At 46.1% G+C, this 24,416-nt stretch carries 19 protein-coding genes and 1 tRNA gene; 6 read left to right on the top strand and 14 right to left on the bottom strand.

The window, feature by feature from the left end; genetic code table 11:
* Positions 1 to 71 precede the first annotated feature (71 nt).
* Positions 72 to 719, bottom strand: a complete 648-nt coding sequence (gene rimP / locus LZZ85_RS17250) for a ribosome maturation factor RimP (RefSeq protein WP_237874584.1) — start codon at positions 717 to 719, stop codon at positions 72 to 74.
* A 122-nt stretch (positions 720 to 841) separates the two neighbouring features.
* On the opposite strand from rimP, the gene LZZ85_RS17245 reads away from it, so the two are divergent.
* Positions 842 to 1,081 carry a DUF4834 family protein gene (locus LZZ85_RS17245; RefSeq protein WP_237874583.1) on the top strand — a complete coding sequence of 80 codons (240 nt, stop codon included), beginning with the start codon at positions 842 to 844 and terminating at the stop codon, positions 1,079 to 1,081.
* A 249-nt stretch (positions 1,082 to 1,330) separates the two neighbouring features.
* Entirely contained in the window at positions 1,331 to 1,807 is a 477-nt protein-coding gene (locus LZZ85_RS17240) for a hypothetical protein (protein WP_237874582.1), read from the top strand.
* A gap of 106 nt (positions 1,808 to 1,913) precedes the next feature.
* Here LZZ85_RS17240 and LZZ85_RS17235 read toward each other — a convergent pair whose 3' ends face one another.
* The 5 genes from LZZ85_RS17235 to LZZ85_RS17215 all read right to left on the bottom strand — a co-directional run bounded on the left by LZZ85_RS17235 (position 1,914) and on the right by LZZ85_RS17215 (position 7,593).
* Positions 1,914 to 2,543 carry a hypothetical protein gene (locus LZZ85_RS17235; RefSeq protein WP_237874581.1) on the bottom strand — a complete coding sequence of 210 codons (630 nt, stop codon included), beginning with the start codon at positions 2,541 to 2,543 and terminating at the stop codon, positions 1,914 to 1,916.
* Between the two features lie 141 nt (positions 2,544 to 2,684).
* On the bottom strand, positions 2,685 to 3,920 hold the full coding sequence (locus LZZ85_RS17230; RefSeq protein WP_237874580.1) for a thioredoxin family protein: 1,236 nt from the start codon (positions 3,918 to 3,920) through the stop codon (positions 2,685 to 2,687).
* A 444-nt stretch (positions 3,921 to 4,364) separates the two neighbouring features.
* Positions 4,365 to 5,231, bottom strand: a complete 867-nt coding sequence (locus LZZ85_RS17225) for a GLPGLI family protein (protein WP_237874579.1) — start codon at positions 5,229 to 5,231, stop codon at positions 4,365 to 4,367.
* A gap of 43 nt (positions 5,232 to 5,274) precedes the next feature.
* Positions 5,275 to 6,345, bottom strand: a complete 1,071-nt coding sequence (locus tag LZZ85_RS17220; protein WP_237874578.1) for a BF3164 family lipoprotein — start codon at positions 6,343 to 6,345, stop codon at positions 5,275 to 5,277.
* 1,174 nt (positions 6,346 to 7,519) lie between these two features.
* A tRNA-Ile gene (locus LZZ85_RS17215) sits at positions 7,520 to 7,593 on the bottom strand.
* A 166-nt stretch (positions 7,594 to 7,759) separates the two neighbouring features.
* On the opposite strand from LZZ85_RS17215, the gene LZZ85_RS17210 reads away from it, so the two are divergent.
* The 4 genes from LZZ85_RS17210 (at position 7,760) to LZZ85_RS17195 (ending at position 10,860) form a co-directional block, all read left to right on the top strand.
* On the top strand, positions 7,760 to 8,500 hold the full coding sequence (locus LZZ85_RS17210) for an outer membrane beta-barrel protein (RefSeq protein ID WP_237874577.1): 741 nt from the start codon (positions 7,760 to 7,762) through the stop codon (positions 8,498 to 8,500).
* 170 nt (positions 8,501 to 8,670) lie between these two features.
* On the top strand, positions 8,671 to 9,858 hold the full coding sequence (hflX, locus tag LZZ85_RS17205) for a GTPase HflX (RefSeq protein WP_237874576.1): 1,188 nt from the start codon (positions 8,671 to 8,673) through the stop codon (positions 9,856 to 9,858).
* A gap of 137 nt (positions 9,859 to 9,995) precedes the next feature.
* Positions 9,996 to 10,352 (top strand): Rieske (2Fe-2S) protein, encoded by a 357-nt coding sequence (locus LZZ85_RS17200; RefSeq protein ID WP_237874575.1) that lies wholly within the window; start codon positions 9,996 to 9,998, stop codon positions 10,350 to 10,352.
* Between the two features lie 268 nt (positions 10,353 to 10,620).
* On the top strand, positions 10,621 to 10,860 hold the full coding sequence (locus LZZ85_RS17195) for a hypothetical protein (RefSeq protein ID WP_237874574.1): 240 nt from the start codon (positions 10,621 to 10,623) through the stop codon (positions 10,858 to 10,860).
* 38 nt (positions 10,861 to 10,898) lie between these two features.
* Here LZZ85_RS17195 and LZZ85_RS17190 read toward each other — a convergent pair whose 3' ends face one another.
* The 8 genes from LZZ85_RS17190 to LZZ85_RS17155 form a co-directional block, all read right to left on the bottom strand.
* Positions 10,899 to 12,062: a hypothetical protein gene (locus LZZ85_RS17190; protein WP_237874573.1), complete on the bottom strand. Its 1,164-nt coding sequence runs from the start codon at positions 12,060 to 12,062 to the stop codon at positions 10,899 to 10,901.
* 10 nt (positions 12,063 to 12,072) lie between these two features.
* Positions 12,073 to 13,308 (bottom strand): YaiO family outer membrane beta-barrel protein, encoded by a 1,236-nt coding sequence (locus LZZ85_RS17185; RefSeq protein WP_237874572.1) that lies wholly within the window; start codon positions 13,306 to 13,308, stop codon positions 12,073 to 12,075.
* A gap of 61 nt (positions 13,309 to 13,369) precedes the next feature.
* On the bottom strand, positions 13,370 to 15,397 hold the full coding sequence (locus tag LZZ85_RS17180; RefSeq protein ID WP_237874571.1) for an LTA synthase family protein: 2,028 nt from the start codon (positions 15,395 to 15,397) through the stop codon (positions 13,370 to 13,372).
* A gap of 9 nt (positions 15,398 to 15,406) precedes the next feature.
* Entirely contained in the window at positions 15,407 to 16,843 is a 1,437-nt protein-coding gene (locus LZZ85_RS17175) for a glycosyltransferase family 2 protein (protein WP_237874570.1), read from the bottom strand.
* Complete coding sequence (locus LZZ85_RS17170; protein WP_237874569.1) at positions 16,840 to 17,946, bottom strand: HEAT repeat domain-containing protein; 1,107 nt, start codon at positions 17,944 to 17,946, stop codon at positions 16,840 to 16,842. The genes LZZ85_RS17175 and LZZ85_RS17170 overlap by 4 nt, the downstream gene beginning before the upstream one ends.
* Before the next feature lie 56 nt (positions 17,947 to 18,002).
* Complete coding sequence (locus LZZ85_RS17165; RefSeq protein WP_237874568.1) at positions 18,003 to 18,365, bottom strand: response regulator transcription factor; 363 nt, start codon at positions 18,363 to 18,365, stop codon at positions 18,003 to 18,005.
* A 55-nt stretch (positions 18,366 to 18,420) separates the two neighbouring features.
* The gene (locus LZZ85_RS17160) at positions 18,421 to 22,218 is read right to left on the bottom strand and encodes a PAS domain S-box protein (protein ID WP_237874567.1); all 3,798 of its coding nucleotides are present in this window, start codon (positions 22,216 to 22,218) and stop codon (positions 18,421 to 18,423) included.
* A 285-nt stretch (positions 22,219 to 22,503) separates the two neighbouring features.
* Entirely contained in the window at positions 22,504 to 24,081 is a 1,578-nt protein-coding gene (locus LZZ85_RS17155) for a sensor histidine kinase (protein WP_237874566.1), read from the bottom strand.
* Positions 24,082 to 24,416 lie beyond the last annotated feature (335 nt).

The following is a 24,416-nucleotide window of genomic DNA, read 5'->3' as shown; positions in this document are numbered from 1 at the left end:
TTGTAATTCGCTGCTCACCATTGCTGGCTTCGCTCGCGGTTAAATTTGAATTTTGAACTTTCTCGTTTTGTTTAAAATTTGATTTGAACTTTTGTTGCCTTGATCGTCGAAAAAGGAATGGCATGCTGAACCAGCTCTTTTTTCTTGCCTTTCCCTGTTTCTTCTTCAATGACAATTTCTTCGTCCGAAGTGCTGATCAGCTTTCCTTCTTTTTTTGAACCATCTATTAACACCACCTCCACGAATCGTCCGATATTCTTTACATACTGGCGGTGCTTTTTCAGCGGCTCATCCAGTCCCGGTGATGATACTTCCAGTGAAAAATCCCCTCCCGGAAAGACACTTTCCTCTTCCAGTTGCTTATATAAAGCCCGGTTGATCTGGATCAGCCGGTCAATACTCATCCCCAGGTCCGAATCCAGGAAGATCTTCACATTATTCGTCGGCTTGATCCTGATCTCCACTAGAAAAACATCTTTCTCTTCCGCGATCAGGGCATTTGTTTTTTGTTCAAGTATTGATATGTATGCGTCTGTGCTCATAGTATCGTTGACCGTTGTCCGTTGACCGTTGTCCGCTTTTAACTCCCGGGAGTTGTCTGCCCGGACAACGGTCAACGGACAACGGTCAACGATTATGAAAATAGAAGAAGGGAACGACTCCGTTCCCTTCTTACTTCGCTTTTTCCGATGCAAAAGTAAGGGATTAGTAGTATTCATTCCAAAACTTATACTTTTCGCCGGTAACGGAGGGTTGTTTACCGGATATTGACCGGCCTTTAACGAAGTATTAAGGCTATGGCCGGGCAGATAATTGATAGTGTTGTAGCTTTGTCGGCACAATGAAATATGTACTCTACTTTTTGTTGGCCTGGTTTCTTTACAACTTTATCTTCAAGTTCGTGATACCGGTATATCGTGCAAGCCGGCAGATGAAAAAACAATTCAGACAGATGCAGGAGAATATGCAACAGCATGTGAACCAGCAACAGGCAAATAACGGCTATCAACCCCAGCAGCCAGCCAGCTCTGCAAAACCCAAATCTTCTGGTGATTATATTGATTTTGAAGAGATTAAGTAATCAGCGTAAATAAGGCGATCATCATCCATCTATACAACAAGGCGCAAACCTGGCAGGCATTGGTGTGCCTGGTACCATAGCACTCAGCACAGGAACAGGTTGGAAAAGTCAGAACCTGGCCCTTTTTATCAAAAACAGGTTCCAGACCCGCCAGTCCCACCCGGGAAGACACGAACTGACCCGCTTTGATAAGATTGGCGCCTTTCCGTGATCATACGGCTATATTTGTTGCAGACTAAACACAGCCACATGCTTTACCGGGAGGAACAGCGATTACGCAACAATTTTCTATGGATCATCGCCGCGGTGATCTTCGTCCTTCTGGGCCTGGGCCTCTGGGCCAATAAAGCCAATGGCAGCCTGGTGACGATGTACGTGACGAGCATCCTGATCGTAGTTGCGGTGTTAGGGCTCGCAGCGTCGCTGAAACTGGTGGTAACCGTTCAGGAGACGGGGATCGGGATCGTGCTTCGCTGGCTACAGTCCAAACCCGTGATGATCAAATGGGAGGATATCGCTTCTATTTCCCGGGAACAGGTAAACCCGGTAAAAGACTTTGGAGGCTGGGGTTTGAGGTATAACAAACGGGCTACGGGGTATATTTTCAGAGGCCGCGAAGGCGTAAGGGTCCGCTTGAAAAGCGGGCGGGAATTTGTGATCACCACAGATAATGGCGAGGCATTAATCGATGCGGTAAGATCGGTTCACCATGAATTGGTGATGTGATCAGCCTGATCGGCGCAGGGCTCCGCAGAATAGAGGCTTAGGGAATACAGGAACTTTCAAGCATCCTGGCGGCCTTACTTAAAACCATCCGAAGGAGTGCCGGCTATCAAGACTCTATATCAAGTGAAAGAATGATCTCCCCATCAGCACTCTGATGGATGCGTATACGGGAAAGAACAAGATCACTCAGATCGTGTCCCCAGATCCCAAAATCTCCATTCGTCTCATTGCGGTTATACAAACCTCTCCTTTGTTTCGGCGGAATAGTTTTTACAGAAGCAGATCGTTCTTCGGTTTTGTAGATCTTGTGATACTGGTCGCTGATCAGCTGAACCAACTGCCCTTTTGTAAACGCACCATTGGATTTTAGCGTAAAAATAAACTCGTCTTTAAGCGGATACTCTATGGCTACCCGTATTTCCGGGGCAGAGATCAGCAGTTCCCCCGCATCCGGCAATCTGGCCAGATCCGGCCCGGGGTTCTCCAGGCTGATCCATTGCTGATAACCATTTTCGAAAGAAGTGTCTGGGATAGAAAACTCCACTACACCCATGATCTTCCCCAGATGGTCATATTCGTGGCTTACAGCCTCACCTTCCTTTGCTTCCAGGAATTTTCCATAGGCGGCGGAGGCAATGGAATCTGTCTCTACCGGAGGTTCTTTCTTCCGAGAGTTACTGTCTGCGCAGCGTGAAAACAGCATAACCAGGCAAACCAACAGCAAAATGGATCTCATCGAACGTAATTGATGGTGTTTACTAAAAGATATTATTACGGCCGTGCGAGGTACAGCCCATGACCCGCGCTCACTGCGGTCAGTCCGGTTTGCAGCAAAGGCCGTTAATAATGTGACTAAGATTTTGGAACAGGCCATTGGTCAGGGGGACGGTGCTGTTGTGGTTTCGAGCTTTTCCTTTAACTCAAGGATCGCTTTATTACCTGGCACCAATTTTTGCGCATGCCGGATCCATTTTAGTGCATCGGCTCTTCCAGGATCCGTCACATCAAGATTCTCAGCAAACATTTTCGCGAGGTCATAAAGTTTTGTAGACACTTCCCCGGAATAAATATGCCGGAGATACTTTTGATCTTCCTGGAAGCCTACTACTTTGGTGCTATCCTTTTCACCTGTGAGATAAGGTTTCATGATCGCCCGGAACTCCCGATCATCACGTTGAAAAAGGGAATCCACGGGGATCAGCAATAATGGTTTTGCGCTGGCATAGCCGATCTTCCTGAACTGCTCAAGATCCTTTACTGCTGCATAGTACATCATCCGGAGGTTATCCATGGCCTCTGTGTGTTTCTTTGTAACATCGGGTCTCAGGAGATCCATATAAGCGACCAGTTGTTGCATCTCTGGCATGCGTCCAGCTTTCCAGGCTTCACCTGCGGCGTTATGGATGATACGTGAGTAGATCCTGCCTGCGAGCTTTTGCTGCTCTTCCTTACTAAGGTTTTTATACGCTTTCAGCAAAAAAGGCAATCCTTTGAACCGGATCGATCCGGCATTCTCACCAAGAAAGATCAACGCTGCTGGCTCTGACAATTGCTTTATTGACGCACTTTCGAAATAGGCATTCAGCACAGGAGTATTATCGAGTTTTAGTTCCGTCATTTTTGTGATATAGCGCCGAAGGAAAGCAGCCTCCCTGTTGCCCTCATTGAATTCCTTTTCATATACGCTGACCGGGTTTTCTGTACCAACTAGGGAGATGGCGCGGTCTGCCTGCGCAACGAAGGGCGCGCTATCAAAATATCCTTCCACCCTATGGACCGGGTAACCCTGTGAATCGAGAAAAAGATAGGTCGGATAGGCTTTCACATTGAATTGCCCTGCCAGTTGTATGCCTTCTCCTTTTTCAGCATCTATCTTATAATTGATAAATGCTGCATTGTACTTATCCCCCACTTCCTTAACCGTAAATACAAATTTGTCCATCTGCTTACAGGGCGCACACCAGGAAGTGTATACATCGAGGAAAATCGGTTTGTTTTGCTTTTTTGCTTCCTGCAATACTTCCTGCCAGGAGCCTTTAAAAAAGGTCAGGCTATCATTTGCCTTTACAATTGAAGAAAGAAAGAGGGCAAGAATACAGATCAGTGAACGCATGACGTGTGTTTGTATGATGAGTAATGCTGAAGATGTCTCGTCAATGCCAGAGTTGAGCCCTGAAGTTACTCAAATAGTAAATTACCCGATCAAAAGATCTGTATCCCTTTCCAGAATAATAGTCAGTGATATTGATGCCCCGTCTGCGTAATCAGCGGAAACATTCCGGGTTAATCCGGAGAAAAAACAGTGAAGCAATCCTTTATTTTTGATGTAAGGTTTGAAGAACGAAAACTAACTGCTGAACCCTTTCTCCAAAAGAAAGGGTTTTCTTTTTTGATAGGCGGGTATGATGATCCTGTACATGCGGGCCGTCGTTTTTAGTTCCGTTCAATTGGAAATCGTATTACCATCATCCTGATCTTTGATCTATCGTCGTAAGGTCAAGTCCCGCGTTTTCCAGGATGGCTGTACCTGTGTTCAATGGCAGGCCTAAGGCCATGCTTACTTCAACTCCATAGGGTTATATTTAACTACTTTTCTGATACTATTATCTTCGGGAGAATCGAGATTCCGGACATTAACGACTGTACCGGGTAATTGTCCCTCTGCAACCGCCGCGGGGTCTTTCGCAAACATGCCGGCCACTTTACTGTACTCCTTTGGCTTCACCTGTATGCTTCGATCAGCATTCATAAAGGGTTTCAGTAATTCTTCCGGATCTTCATTTTTCGTTATTTCCTTACACTCAAACGAAATCTCATTTTTTGTATCGCGGGCACTAAGGATCAATCCTGGCAAACCATGCAACTTCCAGGGGCCAAAAGCATCCGGAAGATCGGTTGTGAACCATGCCTCAAATGTTCTGCCACCGTAATCACCTACTGCTTTTTGGCAGGTGTAGCCGCAGATCTCCTTCTTATCGCTACTCAGCTTCCAGTTGATAACGGGTAGTGAGACCGTAAAATGAAAATTTTTAAACCCGACCCTGCCTGCGGTTTGAATAGTTGATTTATTTCTGTCAATAAAGATCTCTTCATTGATCAGCGCACCTGCGTTAGTCACATTAAGGAGTGGTCCGCCAACAGCGACCACTGCAGGTCCGGGGATCGCCGCCGTATTTGCCTTCTCTTGCCTTTGTTTATTAAGCTTTATGACTGCGGGGCTATTGCGGTTAAAAAGATCACGGGTGGTATAGCGACTGGTTTGTTTGCCCACTGACAGGATCATTTCCGCTTTGTAGCGGTTCACTGTATCAGCCAGATCCCTGACATAGGAGAAATCGTACATCACATTCAACACCAGGATTTCCTGAGACCGGAGATCCAGGTACTGAAGGAGAATAAAAACAACGATCGTAAACTTTTTCATTCTTTGTTATTTTTAGTCAGGGCAAACATTTCCTGATGATCTTTTATCGGCCCAGCACAGAAAAACTAACTCCTTTTGTTTGAGGGTTCAGCGTGTAAAGGATTTTATCATCCGATGTAACCGCCAGACCGATGATGTCATTCTTCAACCTGATTCGTTTAACAGGATGTCCGTCCCAGTCAAACACGAAAATTGTATTGCTGTAAAATCTACGTGGCGACCTTACATTGTATCCGGAAAATAGCAGGTAGATGAATTTCCCGGTAACACAACCTCTGAGAAAGCCGTATCTCGAATCCTGGCCGATGGTGGCTACCGTTACCCCGGTATTGTCTTCAAAAGGGACAAGTTGAGGGGAGAAGCCTTCCGGCCCACTGATCCTTTTTTGTGTTCCGCTTTCAAGATCCACCAGCTCAAACTGATCAGCATATCGGGTAACCAATGCCAGTTTCTTCTTATCCGGTCTTAGCAGCATAAAACTTTCATAGGACATTTTACTGATCCTCGACGAACCTATAAGAGAGTCTTTTTCGTAAGACAACAGTTTTTTATTACGGGTGCTGTCTGAAAAATTTATACGTACAAGTTTTTCATCTGTATCATAATTCCCGCTAAGTAATCCCTCACTCCGGTTCAAAAGCACGGCGTCATAAAAAAAGACCTGCGGCGTGATGCGATACTCTGAATACCACTCCACCCCTTTTTTCCCATGCAGTATCGTATCTAAATTGGCTGCGATAAAACCATTTTTGGCGACGTCGAACACCCATACCAAACTGTCTGAAATATCAAAGGACATGAAGGATAGTGTTCCTCCTTTTTTGCTGCTTGCAGGTAAAATGTTATTGATTGCGTTTCTCCTGCCGATGTCAAACACGCGCACATGATGAGTTTCCCGGTTCAGGTTATTTGAGATCAACAAGAGTGAATCTTTGTAAATCCTCATCGCTTCAGGTGTACCCAATTCTGTGTAAAGCAGCTTCTGTTCGGTTGCATTTACCTCCGGCAGGTTTGTAAAATCTGTGCGGCTTACAGGATTGCCACGCATGGCAGCGCAACTGTATAAAACAATCGGAATAACGAGGAGGAATAAAAGATCACCCGGTTTTTTCATAAACACTTTTAAAGAAGAGATATTTTCAGTGGCGGTTCAACCACGTTCAGGGTATTGACCGGCCAATTGGCCAAACCTCCGTTCCTTAATAATTCCGCCCGGTAGAGAGTTCTGCCAGTCTAATTTACAAGTTTTTCATCTTGAGAAACGATTTAGGTTAGCCGGATATCCGTTGACCGTTCACCGTTGTCCGTTCACCGTTGACCGTTGACCGTTGACCGGAGGAAGGGGCATCTTGATTACATATAATGAATATACTAAGATCAATTGTATACGAAGACGCAATTCTATTCCACCTCGCTTGGATTCCGGACAACGGTGAACGGACAACGGACAACGGTGAACGGTCATCGGTCATCGAGCTAGTGTAGGAAGATCTCTTAAACGCCATTGCTTGTAATGGCAGGCTTGAAGATGCTTCTTCTGTGCAAATCCATTGAGATCCCTTCTGATCGATTAAGCAAAGAGAACACCTTTATTCAATGCAGGCTTTTACATCTCCGGAGCTCAATGCTTATGCAGCAGCGCTATGATTTTGGAAATGCTGGTTGAAAATGTAAGTGGATCAGGAACAAAGGTTGGGGGATGGCAATGGATCATGTTGAAAAGTTAGGGGATGGTCTGCAAAATGGCTTGGGTTGAAATGTTCCGGATGAGCATCGCTCGCATAAACTTCTGCCGGCCCTTCCATCGTTGCGAAGCGGAGGAGGGAACCTGGGCCAGTCGCCCAAAAGATTTATCGCCCTCAACGTGTCAGCTTGTCACCATTTTTCACTGCTTAAAATCCCGTCAAACTTTGGACGGCCAAAGGACGACCAAGAGACGGACTAACGACGACTAACAAGCATTGCAAAAACACGTGGAATTTGACCCTGGATGATTATCATTAGGCAACGCATCAACTGGCTTCGTGTGCCAGAATGTCGTATCTAAGGAGCATATATCGTTTCCTGGCGTGCTCACGTTTTTGTGGCCGATCAGACAGCTATCGCTTAAAAACCTGGGACCGAAGCAAAGCAAAAACTTTAAACTTTTAAACCACTAAACATTTAAACAACCATCCCACAACTTTTACGCTTCATCCATGCAAGTGCGGGCAGTATTTTTTGCGTGCAAATGGCGTGAAAATGAAAATCCGTTGCAGCAGTAACGCTACAACGGATTGATCTTCAAGTGGATCCTGCCGGGCTCGAACCAGCGACCCTCTGATTATGAGTCAGATGCTCTAACCGACTGAGCTAAGGATCCGGGCTGTTTAAACAGCAATATCTTGTATTTTTGACTGGTCATCCGACATCGCGAAATGCCTGTTTACCAGCCATGGAGGCGCAAAAGTAGCAAATTAAATTTATTCCTTGCTTCTTAACCTATCTTTAACCGAAAGAAAAATATATTTGCGACCTTAAACTGATTTATGAAGAAAGTTGTTCTGTATGCTGTTAGTTGTTTGTTGATCACCTCTTTAGTTGCACAGGAAACACCAGAACCCCCAAAAAAGGAAAAGAAGAAAAAAGAACCTATCAATCTTGCCGGCCGCGCGAATGACCACTTTATGCTGCAGCTTGGCTACACAGGTTGGTCCGGAAAACCGGATACCATTAGCACAAGTGGCTGGTCAAAAGCCTTTAACGTCTACTTCATGTTCGATTTCCCGTTCAAAACAAACCCTAAGCTGAGCATGGCTTTCGGACCGGGGATCTCGTCTGATCATATCAAATTCTCAAAAACTTATGTAGGGATCAAAGAAACCACACCAACCCTGCAATTCAGGAACGTGGCTGATACCAACCACTTTAATAAAGTAAAACTGAATACGACCTACCTCGAGGCTCCGATCGAATTCCGCTACACGGCTAACCCGGAGAACAGCGACAAAAGCTTCAAATGGGCTATTGGCGTGAAAGTGGGAACGATGATCGACGCACACACAAGAAATAAAGACCTGAAAGATAAAAATGGCAATACGATCAATAACTACAAACTGAAAGAGTCCAGCAAAAGATATTTTAACAGCACCCGCCTTTCCGGTATGGCGCGCATTGGGATCGGACATTTCAGCCTGTTTGGCAGCTACCAGATCACTTCTCTCTTCAAGGAAGGCGTAGCCGCGGAGATCAGACCATGGTCGATCGGGCTTACACTGAGCGGACTGTAATAAACTAAAAGTCAAAATTAAAAAGTCAAAAAGTGAAGCCGGTACGGTTTTTACTTTTTGACTTTTTAATTTTGCAGAACGGATGATCCTGCGGATCATCTCTTAACTTACAGCTTTAGTCCGTTTGGATAAAGCAAAAAGCCCGCAGAGCCGGGCAGGATAAACACAGAATGTTAGAAAAGAAGAATATACTTAACGAAGAAAAGGCTGTGCTGGTTGGACTTGTTCATAAAGACCAGACAGAACCGCAGGTGCAGGAATACCTCGACGAACTGGCGTTTTTGGCTGAAACAGCCGGAGCTACAACCCTTAAACGGTTTACCCAAAAGCTGCAGCACCCGGATAGCAAGACATTTGTAGGGAAAGGAAAGCTTGAGGAGATCAGACTCTATATCCAGGGAAAAGACATTGGCATCGTGATCTTTGATGATGAACTGTCAGGCGCCCAGATCAACAATATCGAAAAAGCGATCGGTGTAAAAACAATTGACAGGTCGGATCTGATCCTGGACATCTTCGCCCGCAGGGCTAAAACAGCACAGGCGAAAGCACAGGTGGAACTGGCGCAGTACCAGTACATCCTTCCACGACTTCGCGGTATGTGGAAACACCTGGAGCGTCTCGGAGGCGGTATCGGTACAAGAGGCCCGGGGGAAACAGAGATCGAAACGGACCGTCGTATCGTTCGCGACAAGATATCCCTGCTCCGCAAAAGACTGGCCGAGATCGATAAGCAGGCTTTTACGCAAAGAAAAGACAGGGGCGAATTCATCCGGGTGGCACTTGTTGGTTATACCAATGTCGGCAAATCAACTTTGATGACGCTACTCAGTAAAAGTGATGTGTTTGCAGAAAACAAACTCTTTGCAACGCTCGATACCACTACACGTAAAGTTGTATTCGAGACCACGCCATTCCTGCTCAGTGACACGGTTGGATTCATCCGTAAACTTCCTCACCATCTTGTGGAAAGCTTCAAAAGCACCCTGGATGAAGTGAGAGAAGCGGATATCCTGCTGCACGTTGTAGACACCTCACACCCTGCGTACGAAGACCAGCTCGGAGTTGTGAACAAAACATTGCAGGAGATCGGTGCAGCGGAAAAACCAACCATTACCATCTTCAATAAAATGGATCTCTATGAGGAGAAAACATTTGATGAATGGCTGGAAGAAAGCACAAAGAAAGAGATCCTGGAAGATCTGCGCGACAGATGGAATAATGAAACAGGCGGCAATGCGATCTTTGTATCAGCTATCGAAAAACGGAATCTTGATAAACTGAGAGAAGCCATACTGGGTAAGGTACGTGATATGTATAAGGTGCGTTATCCTTATAAGAGTGAGTTCCTGTATTAGCGGCTGATGGCAGATGGCCGATCTTGCTATCAGACGGTCAGCAGGAATTCAGAATCACCCGCTGAATGATCGGCCCCGAAGTTCAACAGCCCTCTGTCATCGAACAATAATAAAAGCGCACCAAATTCCAACCAGGTATGTCGGAAAAAAAATACCGCTGGCATAAGATCGCTGATCATATCAACGAGATCAACTTCGGATCCAATAATATCACGGAAACCGAAGCTGGTGGTAAAGCTATGTGCATTGCCCAACACAATGAACAGGTATTCGCTTTTGCACGTAAATGCCCGCATGCCGGGGGCTGGATGAGTGATGGATTCATTGATGCATCAGGTAATGTTGTTTGCCCGCTGCACCGCTATAAGTTTGATCTGAAGAACGGGCGAAATGTTACAGGTGAAGGTTATTACCTCAAGAACTGGCCTGTTGAAATAAGAGCAGATGGCGTGTATGTGGGAATTGAAGAAAGCAAACTCTTCGGTCTGTTTTAAATGAACACGAATAAGCTGTTTATTGATTCGAAAATCAGAGGGAACTAACCGCATTATCTATATTCTGGAGTCAATAAAAACCAACTAAGCAAAAAACTCAAAGGTTACTGCCAGTAACAGCCGGTTTGAAACCATCCCGCCATCCCGGAGCTGGCTTAACGACCTATCAACCGCCAGCTTTCAAGACCCGGAACTTCCCATCTTTACAATTGCATTAACAGGCGCATGAAGCGCGCTTCTGTATTTTGTCGGCAAATCAAAACCAACCATGCAAAAAATCCCGGGTGCAATTGCCCTGATGTTTCTGCTAGGCTGCACCGGAAAGAAATCAGGGAACCCTGAAGCCTTTATACCCGGATTCAAAACGATCCACACAAGCGATACCACGAGGATCTACAAGCACGGCACCAGTGTCACTGATCAGCTCCATTACCGGCCATTGGATCTCGACATCTGGTATCCTGCAGATAGCTCGACGAATGATACGGATCTTCCTGTTGATCAATAATTATTGATGAGCGACGAAGTAGACTGATCAGGATCGTTTTACTGTTGAAGTCTCTGATAGTGATCGGACAAGATCTGCGTAAGCAATGGCCGGTAATATTTCCAGAAGAAGCTTTTTCTTTCCATCGGATCTGACTCATCGAAGAACAGGAATTTAAAGAAGGAAATGCCCTTAAAGTATGATGCCAGCATAGACACAGGATTATCGCAGAAATCAGCACAGAAATAATAGAACTGATAGTCGTTTGTTTTTTTGTGCTGCAGCACTGCCGGGAAGATAGCCGGAATGCTGTGTTTATTTAAGAGCGCTGAGCCGGCCTTATTGGGATCAAGGTAGAAGCGCGCTACCGTTTCATTGATCGTTGTATCTGGAGATATAACATCAAACCAAAAGCTGTATTTGATCTTTTCCGGAAGACCATATTCATTTTGTGCCGCTTTGGTAGTGATAATATGTGGCAACGGGTTCTGTAGATGGGTATCTTCTTCCAGGATCACCACTTCATCTTTATCGCTGACGAACGCGACTCCTGGCTTGGTAAATGGCCATCGATGGCCGTTTTGCGCAAGATAATTATTGATCAGCCACCGGGGCAACTCGCGGTTGAGTGCTGTATCAAAGGTTTCAAAATAACGACCGATCCAGCCACTCCATTTCATCCCGAACATATTCTCAAACTGTTGCCTGATCTCTGGTGATGTAGGTGAACCAATGCTGTTAAATTCAGTGATGATCAGCTTCTTCTTCTCTTTCATCTTCGCCAGCATTTGAATATCCTGCTGACTCATTCCTCCATAAACAATTCCTGATCGCTCAGTTACGTTTTTCTGTGCATACCATTCATTGCTGAACACACCATAGGTATCTGTAAAATAAGCGGCGCTGCAATCGTTGCTTAACTGTTCCAGCTGCTGCGGAGAAAAACGTTCAAGACCTTTCAAGCGGAATGCTTCATTCTGCAAAGGGAAGAAGCCGAAGTAATCACGCGACACCTGATAAGGCTCACGGGAAGTTTTCGTGAACCGCTCATGGTTTAATACCCAGTTTAAAGAAACGTGTTCCTGGCCACTGGTAGTTATCTCCGTCTTATCTACAATCGCCAGGACCATTTTCTTTTTTGGTGTGAACAGCCAGGCCAGCCACATCCAGAGCGGCAAAAGCACGATCAGCAACACCAGCATTAATATGATTCGTCTTTTCACAATAGGATTTTTAAAATCTTCTTTGATAGCCGACACTGCCTGTGATCTGATTATCCCTGGTTTTGGGAAGATACTCCACATTGGCATAACCGATATCGAAGGTGAAAATATTGAGTTTCTTATGGCTGAAACGATAGCCTGCACTTGCCCGGCGTGTAGTCAGCTTATAACTACTGTTGAGCAGGTTTGACTGGGTTCTGTCGTCGGGCGAGATACCAGACGCAACAGATGCAGAAATAAAATGATCAGCCCCGCCCAGATAATATCTTGTGGTGAGAGAATACGATTGTGAGATCCGATGATTGGATGGAGTAATGTATGCCCGCAGATTGAACCACCAGCTCTTATAATATTTGCCGATAGAACCTGTATAGATCCAGGTGTCGCTATCAAAGTTAAGATAACGGAAACCCGCGTCCGCTTCAAAAGAACGGGGAAGACTTGCATACAAGGAAAACCCTCCGCGATATTTCGGGAACAACGGCATGTCCGGAGAATAACCAAAGTTCACATACGCATACAGGTTTCTTGCGATGGACGGATAGCCATCCACTTCAAACTGCCATCCGCCCTCACCAAAACGGTTGGTATGGTTGATCCGGCCCGTGAATGAACCGGCACTTGTTTGCCGGGTATAATCGACGCTGACCAGGTGCCAGGGATCATCAAACTGCTTTGAGAAATGTGTGTAGTCGTACGATACACCGATCTTATTTGCCGAGCGGAAATCTTTGATCTTGAAGGCAAGATCCCTTGCGTCAGCATCGCTTTTGTTCAGGCTTAGCAATGTGTCTGTAAGTATAACGGCATCCCTGTATCTGCGCATCGCGGTCAGGCATTTTGCTTTTTGCATTAAAAGATCACGCGATCGGGGATGATGCACCAATCCGCCATCGCAATAAGAAATGCAGTCATCATACTTATCTGTGAAGAAAGCAACGCTTGCCGCTGCCACTGCAGCATCCTCATGCTGCGGATTGCCTTTTACCGCCTGATCAAGTGTTGAACGCGCACTATCCGTCTGGTCATTCCAGAAATAAAGTCTGCCAAGAAATACACGGATATCTGTGTAATCAGGACTTCCTTTCAATGCCTGCTGACAAAGCCTGATCGCTGCGGGATAGTTCTTTTGGTCAAAAGCAGTCTTTCTGGCCTGGACCAGTAACTCATCTGCGCCAGGTTCACTCTGTGCTGCAGCGATAACGGGCAGACACATCATTACGATAAATATTCTCTTAAGCCTCATAAGACTTTGTTTGTTTCAACATTAAATGGTCAGGCCGTAACTCCGGAACAGTTCACGGGAATTACGGATGATAGTTTTTCATTAACGAATCCGGTATAAGCTTTCCCTGTTGCTGCAACTGATCATTCTTTTGCCTGAACCGGTTAAACGCAGAAAGCAGGCCTTCTTTTACCGCTTCATCCACGATCTTTTCTTCGCCAAGCGAAGAGTTCAACCGGAACAGATCAGTCCCGTTCAAATGATAGTTGCCCATCACGAAATCTATCAGGTCTGTTTTTGTCTGCATCAGCGGTGTTGCGTGGATATTCCGGAAGCTCCGGGCCGTATCCAACCCGCTGCCCACCCAGGCGGATAATGACGGCGCATTCAGACCATAGTTCCTTTTAAGATAACCAATGACACTCGGTGTAATATCAAAATGGGAGGAGACCGATTGGAACCTGGCCGGCCGTTGTAACAGCGGCGAATAGATCAGCAAAGGCACGTGATATCGATCGATCTTCGATACCATCGGGATCTCCGGCATGCGGTGATCTCCGGTGATGATAAAGATCGTGTTATTGTAATTTGGCTTCTTACTGTAATCTTTTATAAAGCTCCTCAGGGCATCATCAGCATACATGACAGTTGAATACTGTTTGATGTATTTGTTATGTTCTTCCTGCTGAGCACTGCTTAACTGGAGAGTTGCCATCCTTTGCCTGGCCAGTTGTTCGTAATACGGCTGATCATTGATCAGGAACGGACTGTGCGTTGCAACAGTTAGTATGACCTGTAGTGATGGCCTGGTGTTATTTACGGTTTGTTCCAGGGAATAACGATACAACTCTTTATCTCCGTAACCCCAGGAGAAACCATTGTTGGCCGGCATCTGGGGATAGCCAGCGGGGAATGTCTTTCTGTCTTTGATCAGATCGATCGATTGCTTCTGCATAAAGATGTCCATGTTATCAAAAGAAGCATCGCCGGCATAAAAGAACGAGGTCTGATAGCCGTTCCTTTTCAAAATGCTGGCCAGGGAAAGATGTGGCGGCATGTTCTCCCGGTTCTCATTGAAGCCATTTTTCTCAAAAGGCAATGAACCGAGCACCGTGGGCAGCACTGCAAATGTGCGGCCGCCACCGCTCAGGAAGTTCTCCCAGTATAGCGATTGTTGCGACAAAGAATCAAGGAACGGTGTAAAGCTGCCGAGATAAGCGCCTTCATTGCTGAACGCCCGGCCCATTCCTTCAATGATGATCATTACGATATCGGGAGTTGCTGTGGCTGGTTTCAAGAACGGAGACAATACATCTGCGCTACTGTCCAGCCGGAGGAATGGATAGTTTGCTTCATCGGGGTAGTTGAACGAAACGGAGGTCCCGCTACCTGCGTCACCATAATCTCCTGTATAGGCATCGCTGTAAATATCAGTTTCGAAAGGGTCCGGAAAGAAATGCGTCCACGAAGATCTCAGGAAAAAATCAAGTTTATTCTCCGCAAGATCATTATCGTACTCTTTTTTGAAAGAAGGTTTCAGCGGATTGATCGCGAGGGAAACAATTCCCGTCAGTGCGATAAGCACTGCCGCGATAACGGCAATCTTATAACCGGGCCTGATCTTTTTACCGGTAAAATAGAATACCACCACTACACCGGCGATCAGCAGTAATATCAACGTGATCGTTTTCCAGTTAAGTCCTCCTGATGCGCCTATCGTTTGTTGGATATCCTGCAATGAGTACCCATAAAGGTCTGCACCCAGCAACACTGTTGTACTGCTGAAATACTGCAACAAAGCGAAGTAGCCAAATGTAAGAAGCAGGGCTATGATAAAGAAAACGATCCGTGCCGCCTGTATGGATGCGAGGCTGATCAGCAGAAATAAGACGAGCATCAGTAAGCCTGTACTGCCCAGGAAGAAAAGGTCTGTCAGTAATGCCCATCCTATAAACGCGGCGCCTGCGGGAAATTCATGGATGAACCCGTTCAACAGCCATTCGGCGATACGCATCAGGAGCAGCAGCAAGGCCCAGCCCGTGAATAAAGACACGAATACTGCCAGCGCTTTTTGTATGCGTACTATCAAATTGGATCTCACTTCATTCATATGCCTGTTTTATTTGGCTGCCGGTTTTTTCGCCCCCGCAAATCCCTGCCTGGTCATTTCTCCCCAGGACTTCTTGTTCCGTAACAGATCTATATTCCCTTTTACTGCCGACCACACAACGAATGGGTGAAACAGGAATGGTTCCAGAAAAGCGGTCAGGATCAGTCTAAATATGTCTTTATGCCTCTTGTATTGATTATAGGTCAGCACCTCCATCAGGATCGCGAAAGTAGAATACACAAATCCGAAACACAGAATGAACCCAAGTAAGGCAAAAAAGAACGGCCAGTCCAGCAGACCAAATGCGGCAAAGATCAACAGTGCAACAAAACCGCCAAACTCGATCAGTGGCGCAAGAAATTCAAAGAAGAACCAATACGGGTAGCTGATCATACCGAGTCGCCCGTATCTGGGGTTAAAGAACATCACCTTATGCAGCTTGAGGGTTTCGATCGTACCGCGGGTCCAGCGGTTCCGCTGACGGCCAAGTATCTTGTAAGTGGATGGGGCCTCTGTCCAGCATAGCGGATCCGGGATATAGGCCACTTTGTAGGGTATTTTTTGCTCTTCCATATAACGCCTCATCCTGACCACCAGCTCCATGTCTTCTCCCACCGTGTTATGATTGTACCCGCCGGCTTTGATCACGATCTCCCGGTCAAATGCGCCGAAGGCTCCAGAGATAAGGAGCAATCCGTTCAACCGGCTCCATGCCATCCTGCCCAGTAAAAACGCCCGGATGTATTCCAGCGTTTGTACACGCGGAAGGAATTTCTCCGGAAGATTTACTTTAACCACTTTGCCATCCCTGATCTCACATGAATTTGCAATTCTCACGACTCCCCCCGTCGCAATAACACGTTTATTTTTTTCTTCGAGGAAAGGCTTTACCAGCTTAAGCATGGCATCCTGCTCAAGTATGCAATCCACATCGATACAAACGATATAATCATTAGATGCCACATTAACGCCTACATTCAAGGCATCGGCCTTGCCGCCATTTTCTTTATCCACTACTACCAGCTTGCGGTAAACAGGATTTGTACTTTTATAGATCCCCCTAACTGGTTTTGTCAGAATGTGATTGATCACCAGCCTGGGAACCTCAACGAGTTCATAGGCATCGATCAGCTTCTGCAATGAGTCGTCCTTGCTGCCATCGTTTATCACGATCAACTCCATGTGATTGTAATGAATGCTCAGTAAAGAGCGCACATTTTCAATGATCGTTGCCCCTTCGTTATACGCCGGCGCAAGTATGCTGATCGAGGGTGTTTTTTCTGAAACGGCCAGTATGGAATAATCTGTAAAACTGCTTTTACGGATATAATGTCTTGTTTCGCCAATAGAATAGACGGCAATAAAGAGATAGAATCCCAGTAAGACCACAGAATAGATCAGTATTCCGTAAGTAAAAAAATCAACTACAACTTGTTGCCAGCTCATGCGTTTACCTCCTCTTCAAGTTGTGGAATTAAAATGTACCAGGGGTGCACTTCCATATCTACGCGTTGTCTTAACATAGCCATTCCGTAAGGGTGTGAATTCCTGATCGCCCTTGCAGCAGCGATCTTGAATACCGTTCTTGGATGCGCCAGAAACGGCCACAGCACGGCCAGGTCATTTTCTGAGCCTACTTCGCCCATTGCTTCAAGTACAACCAGCTGCACATCTTCCTCTTCTCTTAAAAGCTGTGTTGCCAGCAATGGTGCTGTCTGGGGTTGATTTATCGACCTGACGGCCTGCACCGCTTTCTTGCGGATCGAGGATTGTCCGTGCGCAAGGCAGAAAGCAACATCCCCATGCAGTTCAAGAATACGATAGCTTTCTACCAGGCGCAAAGCGAATTCTACCACACTGTCATTATCGGAATGAAGCCAATCGGGAATATGTTTAAAATCAGGTAAATGGTTTTCTGAGAGCTCATGTACCAGACAAAGCTGCTCCCACTCTGTCAACGGATAGGTGATCACATCCAGGAAGCGTAGTCCCTGAAAACCGGTCAGCTTTACCACTGCCACGCGTGCTTCACTTCTGATCAGTTCATTTCTATTGTTAGTGTGCCGGTAGATCTTAGCAATATGTTGCTTTTGTCCGAGATGTGAAAGCGTTTGAATAGAGCGGGATTTCACGTGCCATGCGCCTGACTTCAATTGAGAAAGTGTGATCTGATCCAGGCCTGCGGCTCGATAGAACGCGCTTATATTTTCTTTTGCTGCACCACTCATGCTTTTGGCAGCAGTTACCAGTTCTTTGATCAGCACGCCCCGGCCCTGTTCGTCCTCAGTCAATCCCTGTTGTTTCAACTGAGCGTGGATATCATATATCGTTTCCTGAAGTTCCTGTTCTCCCTCACAGATAGCCAGCATACTGATGTGTTCACTGTAAAGCAGGCGAAGCTGCATTTTACGCGCCGTGCGGCGGGCGCGGTAAAAAAGATAGAAAGCAATAAAACCCACCACCAATACGATGATGCTGATGAATAGATACATCAGTTCCACGAACTGGAAGGGGCCAACGGTATAGAGAAAATAATTAAGAGGAGACATAGGCCGGTCAACTGCTGGTTCTGAATAAACTTACCTGCGTTCCCACTGCATAATCATCATGCAGAGTGAGTAAGTTTTTTTACACGTATCGAAAGTTCATTTGGACTGAAAGGTTTCGTGATGTAGTCATCCGCTCCGAGATTGAAGGCTTCGAGCACCACGTTCTCCTGTCCCATCGCGCTGAGCACGATAATCGGGATCTTTCTTCCTTCGAGTGCGCGGACCTTTCCGATGATCTCCAGTCCCGAAGAATAAGGCATCATTATATCTGTAATGATCAGGTCGGGTAATTCTGCGTCGATCTGCTTCATGGCATCCAGCCCATTGTCTGTCACGATCACTTCGTGACCGTCTTTCTTAAGGCGAAGTTCGATCGTTTTCAGCATGATCGGTTCGTCTTCTGCTACCAGTATCTTCATAAGTTATTGTTTTCAGGTCGAATTTTAAATCGGTTTATTTTAGGATACGAAACGATCATAACATGCCGCTTACGCGCAATTCTTCTGTTTTCAATTCAGCCTCGATCATCGGCTTAACGAGTTGAAACTGCTCAGTCAGTTTTTTCAATATGTCCGAGATCTTGTTGGTATCGGCTTGCGCCTTCGCGTGTTGTTCAATATCGGCTGCCATTGCCAGCATCGAATTCATCTGCAAGATACCAAGACTGCTCTTCAGCTTATGGGATATTTTACTTACCATATCAAGGTTCTCGTATAAAAGACCTTCTTTGATCTCATCCAGCATTACTGGTGTGGTTTCAAGGAAGATCCTGAGCACTTCGCAGAAGTAATCGCTATCATCCATTTCATTCAGAAATGAAAGATTATAGGAATCGTTTTTATTATCTGTGATCGTGTTGGTCACCTGTGCCGGCGCATTTTCGTGTGCCGGATTCAGGAAGCGGTGTAAATGAAAGAACAATTCTGATGGTGCAAAAGGTTTTGTCAGATACTCATTCATTCCGACCTCGAAGCATTTAATTTTCTCATTTCTTAATGCACTAGCCGTCATCGCAATGATCGGCGTATCCAGTTTTAATTTCTGCCTGATATAACTCGATGTCTGAAATCCGTCCATCTCCGGCATGGAAAGGTCCATAATGATCAGGTCGAAGGATTCGCCATTCTCCAGCATTTCCACTGCAAGGGCACCATTACCCGCCAGTACCGGTACGATCTTCTCTTTTTGAAGGATATGCTGCATTACCTTTTGGTTGATCTCATTGTCCTCTACGACCAGTATACGTTTGCCGGCAAGCTTCTGGTTATCTGCTCCCGCTTCGGAGCCGATCTTCTGGACAGGCTCATCTGTCTCTCCAATTTCATACTTTACAGTAAAACGGAATACTGTTCCTTCATTCTCCGCACTGCTGACCATGATATTTCCGCCCTGCATCTCTACGAGCTTTTTTGTAATGGCAAGACCAAGTCCTGTACCACCAAACTTACGGGTAGTGGATGCGCTGGCCTGTTCGAATGCCTGAAAAATGCTTTCCAGTTTATCATCCGGAATGCCATCACCGGTATCAGCAACGGAAAACGAAAGTTCAGAGTCTTTGTCTGTAACAGATAACGGGAAAACCGTAAGTTGAATATATCCTCTGTGTGTAAATTTCAGCGCATTGCTGAAAAGATTATTCAGGATCTGCGTGAGCCTGTATGGATCACCTAACAAAGTGGCCGGCACGGCCGGGTCAAGCGACAGGATCAGCCGGATGCCTTTTTCCTTTGCGCGGAGCTGGAATGGTGCCAGTGTAGCGTCGAGTGTTTCCGAGATCCTGAACGGCATTTTTTCCAGCGACAGTTTACCTGATTTGATCTTCGACAGATCAAGTATATCGTTGATCAGGAAAAGGAGGTTATCGGAAGACTGTTTAATGATCTGTACAAATTCTTTCTGTTCGGCAGCGAGTTCGGTGCCCATCAGGATATTGGTCATCCCTATGATTCCGTTCATCGGCGTCCTGATCTCGTGGCTCATATTAGCAAGGAACTGCTCCTGCAATTGCTCAGCGGTTTCCGCTTTCTTTTTTGCTTCGATGAGCTTTTGCTGGTTGAGCACACGCTCCGTGAAATCCGTAGCGATCCCTCCAACTCCATATAATTTATCCTCCTTATCAAAAAGGGGAAATTTCATCAGGAGCAGGTTACGGACGCCCCTTTCACTGTCATAGATGGTTTCTTCCCGCTCGATCGATTGCTGCGTTTCGATCACTTGCCGATCCAGTTCCAGGTAATGCTCTGCCTGTTCGCGTGTGTCTATATCAAAATCTGTCTGACCGATCACCTCTTCATCCGTACGGTTGAACATCTCACGGAAGGAATGGTTTGTCAGCAGATAACGTCCCTGCAGGTCTTTTATAAAAACGATCAAAGGCGTATTGTCAAGAATGGACTGCAGCCGGAACTGGTATTCTTCATTCTCGGTCCTGATCTTTTCAAGGGCATTTTCAGCCAGCTTCTTCTCTGTAATATCGGTTGATGACACACACACGGCAATCACTTCCTGGTTTTCATCCTTCACGGGGAAGTAATTATTGTGAAACCATTTTTCCCCTTCTGCTGTGATGATGTTTGCCTGCACTTCAACGGACTCTCCGGTCATTACCCGATTGAACAGATCTTTAAACGCTTCTTTTCTTTCGGGAAGAACATATTCGAGGATGTTATCACCGAGGCTGGCGTCTTTGCCGGAGAATACTCTCAATACAGATCTCGCTGCTTCATTGAACATGATCATCATGTAATCGGGCCCGATCATATAAAAGCCTTCGTGTGTACTTGCAAGCATCGCTCTTACCTTTTGATCTGCCTGAACGGCGTCTCTTTCGCTGAGTTTGGCCCTTGTTATGTCGTGGGTGACGATGGCAGCACCGAAAATATCTCCGTTATTGTCGCGAACAGGGGAGTGACTGATCCGGACCCAGGTTCTGGTTCCAGCCACTATATAAGACGACTCATAGTCGACCACTTCGCCATTCCAAACGCGGCGGAGATTTGCTTTAGCGATCTCCTGTTCTTCTTTGAGCGTAAAATCGAGCAGGTTCATTCCTGGCTCGACTTTCCTGCCAGACAAAGCTTCCATATCGTTCTTTGCCTTTTTGTTCAGGATCATGAGTTCATAGCTCCGGTTCACCATGAAGAAGCCTTCGCGAGTATTGTCGAGGACTGTTCTTGCCAATTCTTCTGACTTCCGCCACTTTTCCTCTGCTTCCTTTTTGGAGTTGATATCTTTCACCACGCACTGGAAGCCATACGGCTGACCTGCTTCATTGTAGAGCAATACGGCATGTTGCTCCACCCATTTTCTTCTCCCGGTTTTGGTGATGATCGGAAATTCGAGATCGCTTTCTGTCCGGCGTTCAGCTACCTGTAGCCGGTATTGATCGCTAACACGTTCTACCCAGTCAGCCGCCACAAGGTTGGCGAAGCTAACGCCGGCAAGTTCGTCAACGGCATACCCGGTAAGTTCGAAACAGCGGGCGCTCACATAGGAGAACACTCCTTTCAGATCAGAAGTGAACAGGGTTACACCTGCGTCTTCAATAAGGCGGCGGTGCTTTTGTTCGCTTACGCGAATGTCTTCCTCTGCAACTTTTCTCGCTAGTATGTCCTTATTCAGTTTCCATAATGTGCCGAGTATAAAGATAAAAGTGAGTGCGGTACCGATAATGGTTGTTGCCAGGGCACGGTTCTTGGCTTCCGCGCTGGCGTCCGAACGCTGATGAAGTAATTGATGCTGCCTGGCCATGAACTGATCGAAGAGGGAGTTGATGGTAGTTGAGAGATGGCGTTCATCTCCATAGTACCCGATCTTTTCTTTTACGGAAGCGGTGATAGAGTCATGCTGAACCAGGAATTGCTGGAATTCCATTTTTTGCTGCAGTTCCAACTGAAGTTGACTCAGCCGTTTTTCCTGCGTATTGTCGCGCACCCGTTCCCGGGCTTCCTGCAGGAGCTGAATGGTTTTTGCGTGACTGGCCGTCAGTGCTTTTCGCCATTGTGAATCTCCGGTTGCAACATATCCGTGTGTCATGGACTCGCTTTCCGCAACGGTCGATTTCAGATTTTCTATGTATTTGATGATCTCGTATGTATGATTTACCAATGATTCGGTATTATGGCTTTCCGCCATATTGTCACTGATCATTTTTACAAACAGAGCTACGGTCAGTGCTGCAAAGATGAACACTAACAATACCCCACGCTGAACCCTGTATTTGTATATACGAATGGTTTTCACTGCCTTGTCATGATTGGAAACAAAACTCATTCTTAGTCGTGGAAGGGTATAAGCCCCCGTTTATTGGTAAAACAGGAATGCAATCCTGCTGTGCCGGGGTGCTGAATGGTGATAGCTTGCATGGCTTTTCAATGGATTGATATAAAAATATCTCAATTACAGGACTTAGTGAAATAGTTTCGGGGGTTTTTAGGAGGGAAGGGGGAGACAACGGACTACAAACGATTCCGAACAGAAACTTCTCATTATTTACACCCTGATTGAGTATGTACCGGAAGAGCTATTGTGCATCTTCAACCGTCCGCACTCCTACTTTCAATACCTGTAACTTCCGACGAAGCAGCACACCGTACCATCTTCTTCCGTGCTGTGTATCATCAGTTGGGATTGTTGTGATTCTGCGAGTTTTTTCGCTTGATAAAGGCCGGGAACAGTTGTGCCGGGGCCGTTAAGGAGATCGTTCATTTGTTCAGCATCGAGGCCTTTGCCGGTATCTGCGATGGAGAAAGCTATTTCAGCTTTATCCACCTGGATGTTCATGCCTGTAACGGTCAACTGGATATACCCTTTATAAGTGAAACGCATAGCATTGTCGATCACATTCCGGAGAATACCAGAGAGTTTTCTCGCGTCACCAGATAAGAAATTAGGAATAGACGGGTCGAGCGTGTATAGCAGGCGGATGTTTTTTTCCTCAGCTTCTACGTAATAGGGGTTCAGTATATCCTGTATGAGCGTTGAAAGTTCGAAGCCTGGCGATTCCTGACCGGGAGTTCTTGTGATTTCCGGTTGATTGGGGGTTGGAGGAACAGGCAGGATCCGGTAAGAAGACATTCCCCCGGGCATATAATTACCGGGTTGGCGATTGTACACCGGACCGGGTTGGTAATAATTAGCGTTTACGGCCTGCCCCATAAAATGATCATGACCGCGGTCAACGTTTAGTGTAAGTTGTTCCGGCAGACCCGCAGCCATCCATTCCGGCAGGAGATCTTCTTCCATCAACTCAGTCTCTTCGTCTGACGATCCTTTTTTCAGGCTTTTTTGCTGTTCGTCTATTTTCGCAGCGATATAATTAAAGTTCTGTTCTACTTCTTCCTTTGCCCAAAGCACCCGTACGATAGCGGTGCCTTCCTGCCGGCGAATGATCTGACCACTTCCTGCAATAGAAAATACACCAATGAATGCCCCCTGCTCACGAGAAAATATTTCATCGTCTTCCGTATCCGTATTATCCATTCTCGCAGCCGGACCGGTTCTTACCAGGTTGCGCAGGTGCCAGAGAGCACAAAGGATCAGCAGGTAAATAAATACAGCGGTGAATATGGTAATAAACCTTGCATGCATAGAGGCTGAATCATTTTCGGCGGCCTTCCGTTGCATCAGTAAAGCCTGCCGTTCTGTTGCAAGAAGTATCGGTAGGCGGATCTTTTCATCCAGGCGGCCATTTATCTGATGATAGCCGATCGCTTCGAGATATGCGGGTGAGATATTGTCCATTCTGAGCATATTTTCCTGGAAGGCGATTTTTTGCTCAATAGACTTTTTAATCAATGCGAATTTTTGCTGTTGCATTTGATCTGCTTCCAGTGAGGCAGTTTCTTTCAGCAGTTGCAACATTACGAGGCGGGAAGCAGGCAATTCTTTTTTCCATTGCTGATCCCCGGTAAGAAGAAAAGACTGAACAAGCGATTCGGTTTCGGATACCGCTGCGCGAAGTCCTTCAAGGTTCCGCATCACTTTATTTGCCTGCATTAACGCAATCCCGCCTTCTTCTTCTTTTTGGCTGTTATAGCTGATCGCTTTCAATAAACCGGCGAGACATACCAGGGTAAAAAGGCAAAGCAAGAGCAACCTGCTCCGTATCCTGCCTATATGTGATAAAGCTCTCATAATATAAACAGGGAAGAATAAAGTCGGTTGGAGGAAGAACAAATGCGAAAGAGACCAGGAGTCGGTCGTCCGTTGAAGGTTTCATGTACGGCGGTTAAGCCGCTGTCTTTAAATCGGGCTTGCATGGCTTTTCAGGATTGGATGCTTAAATATATATCAGCGAACTATATATCAGAAAGAGAAACCGGCAGAAAGTTCTAGGAATGAGGGATTTCCGTCAGCAGGGATCGTAGTTTTCCGAACATGGACAGGTCGGCAACATCTGTGGCAACCAGCAGGGCGGCGTTTCTTTGTAAAGAATGAGTGTTTGTGTAAACCGGTGGGTCTGGTTTTTG

It is taken from the genome of Terrimonas ginsenosidimutans (assembly GCF_022012415.1).
In the GTDB taxonomy this organism is placed as follows: domain Bacteria; phylum Bacteroidota; class Bacteroidia; order Chitinophagales; family Chitinophagaceae; genus Terrimonas_A; species Terrimonas_A ginsenosidimutans.
The sequence above is the reverse complement of the archived record's forward strand: the minus strand, read 5'-3'. Positions and strand labels throughout refer to the sequence as shown.

Bases quoted from the DNA above. Each gene is read 5' to 3' on its own strand.
- rimP (WP_237874584.1), bottom strand. From the start codon at position 719: ATGAATACTACTAATCCCTTACTTTTGCATCGGAAAAAGCGAAGTAAG.
- LZZ85_RS17245 (WP_237874583.1), top strand. From the start codon at position 842: ATGAAATATGTACTCTACTTTTTGTTGGCCTGGTTTCTTTACAACTTT.
- LZZ85_RS17240 (WP_237874582.1), top strand. From the start codon at position 1,331: ATGCTTTACCGGGAGGAACAGCGATTACGCAACAATTTTCTATGGATC.
- LZZ85_RS17235 (WP_237874581.1), bottom strand. From the start codon at position 2,543: ATGAGATCCATTTTGCTGTTGGTTTGCCTGGTTATGCTGTTTTCACGC.
- LZZ85_RS17230 (WP_237874580.1), bottom strand. From the start codon at position 3,920: ATGCGTTCACTGATCTGTATTCTTGCCCTCTTTCTTTCTTCAATTGTA.
- LZZ85_RS17225 (WP_237874579.1), bottom strand. From the start codon at position 5,231: ATGAAAAAGTTTACGATCGTTGTTTTTATTCTCCTTCAGTACCTGGAT.
- LZZ85_RS17220 (WP_237874578.1), bottom strand. From the start codon at position 6,345: ATGAAAAAACCGGGTGATCTTTTATTCCTCCTCGTTATTCCGATTGTT.
- LZZ85_RS17210 (WP_237874577.1), top strand. From the start codon at position 7,760: ATGAAGAAAGTTGTTCTGTATGCTGTTAGTTGTTTGTTGATCACCTCT.
- hflX (WP_237874576.1), top strand. From the start codon at position 8,671: ATGTTAGAAAAGAAGAATATACTTAACGAAGAAAAGGCTGTGCTGGTT.
- LZZ85_RS17200 (WP_237874575.1), top strand. From the start codon at position 9,996: ATGTCGGAAAAAAAATACCGCTGGCATAAGATCGCTGATCATATCAAC.
- LZZ85_RS17195 (WP_237874574.1), top strand. From the start codon at position 10,621: ATGCAAAAAATCCCGGGTGCAATTGCCCTGATGTTTCTGCTAGGCTGC.
- LZZ85_RS17185 (WP_237874572.1), bottom strand. From the start codon at position 13,308: ATGAGGCTTAAGAGAATATTTATCGTAATGATGTGTCTGCCCGTTATC.
- LZZ85_RS17180 (WP_237874571.1), bottom strand. From the start codon at position 15,397: ATGAATGAAGTGAGATCCAATTTGATAGTACGCATACAAAAAGCGCTG.
- LZZ85_RS17175 (WP_237874570.1), bottom strand. From the start codon at position 16,843: ATGAGCTGGCAACAAGTTGTAGTTGATTTTTTTACTTACGGAATACTG.
- LZZ85_RS17170 (WP_237874569.1), bottom strand. From the start codon at position 17,946: ATGTCTCCTCTTAATTATTTTCTCTATACCGTTGGCCCCTTCCAGTTC.
- LZZ85_RS17165 (WP_237874568.1), bottom strand. From the start codon at position 18,365: ATGAAGATACTGGTAGCAGAAGACGAACCGATCATGCTGAAAACGATC.
- LZZ85_RS17160 (WP_237874567.1), bottom strand. From the start codon at position 22,218: ATGAGTTTTGTTTCCAATCATGACAAGGCAGTGAAAACCATTCGTATA.
- LZZ85_RS17155 (WP_237874566.1), bottom strand. From the start codon at position 24,081: ATGAGAGCTTTATCACATATAGGCAGGATACGGAGCAGGTTGCTCTTG.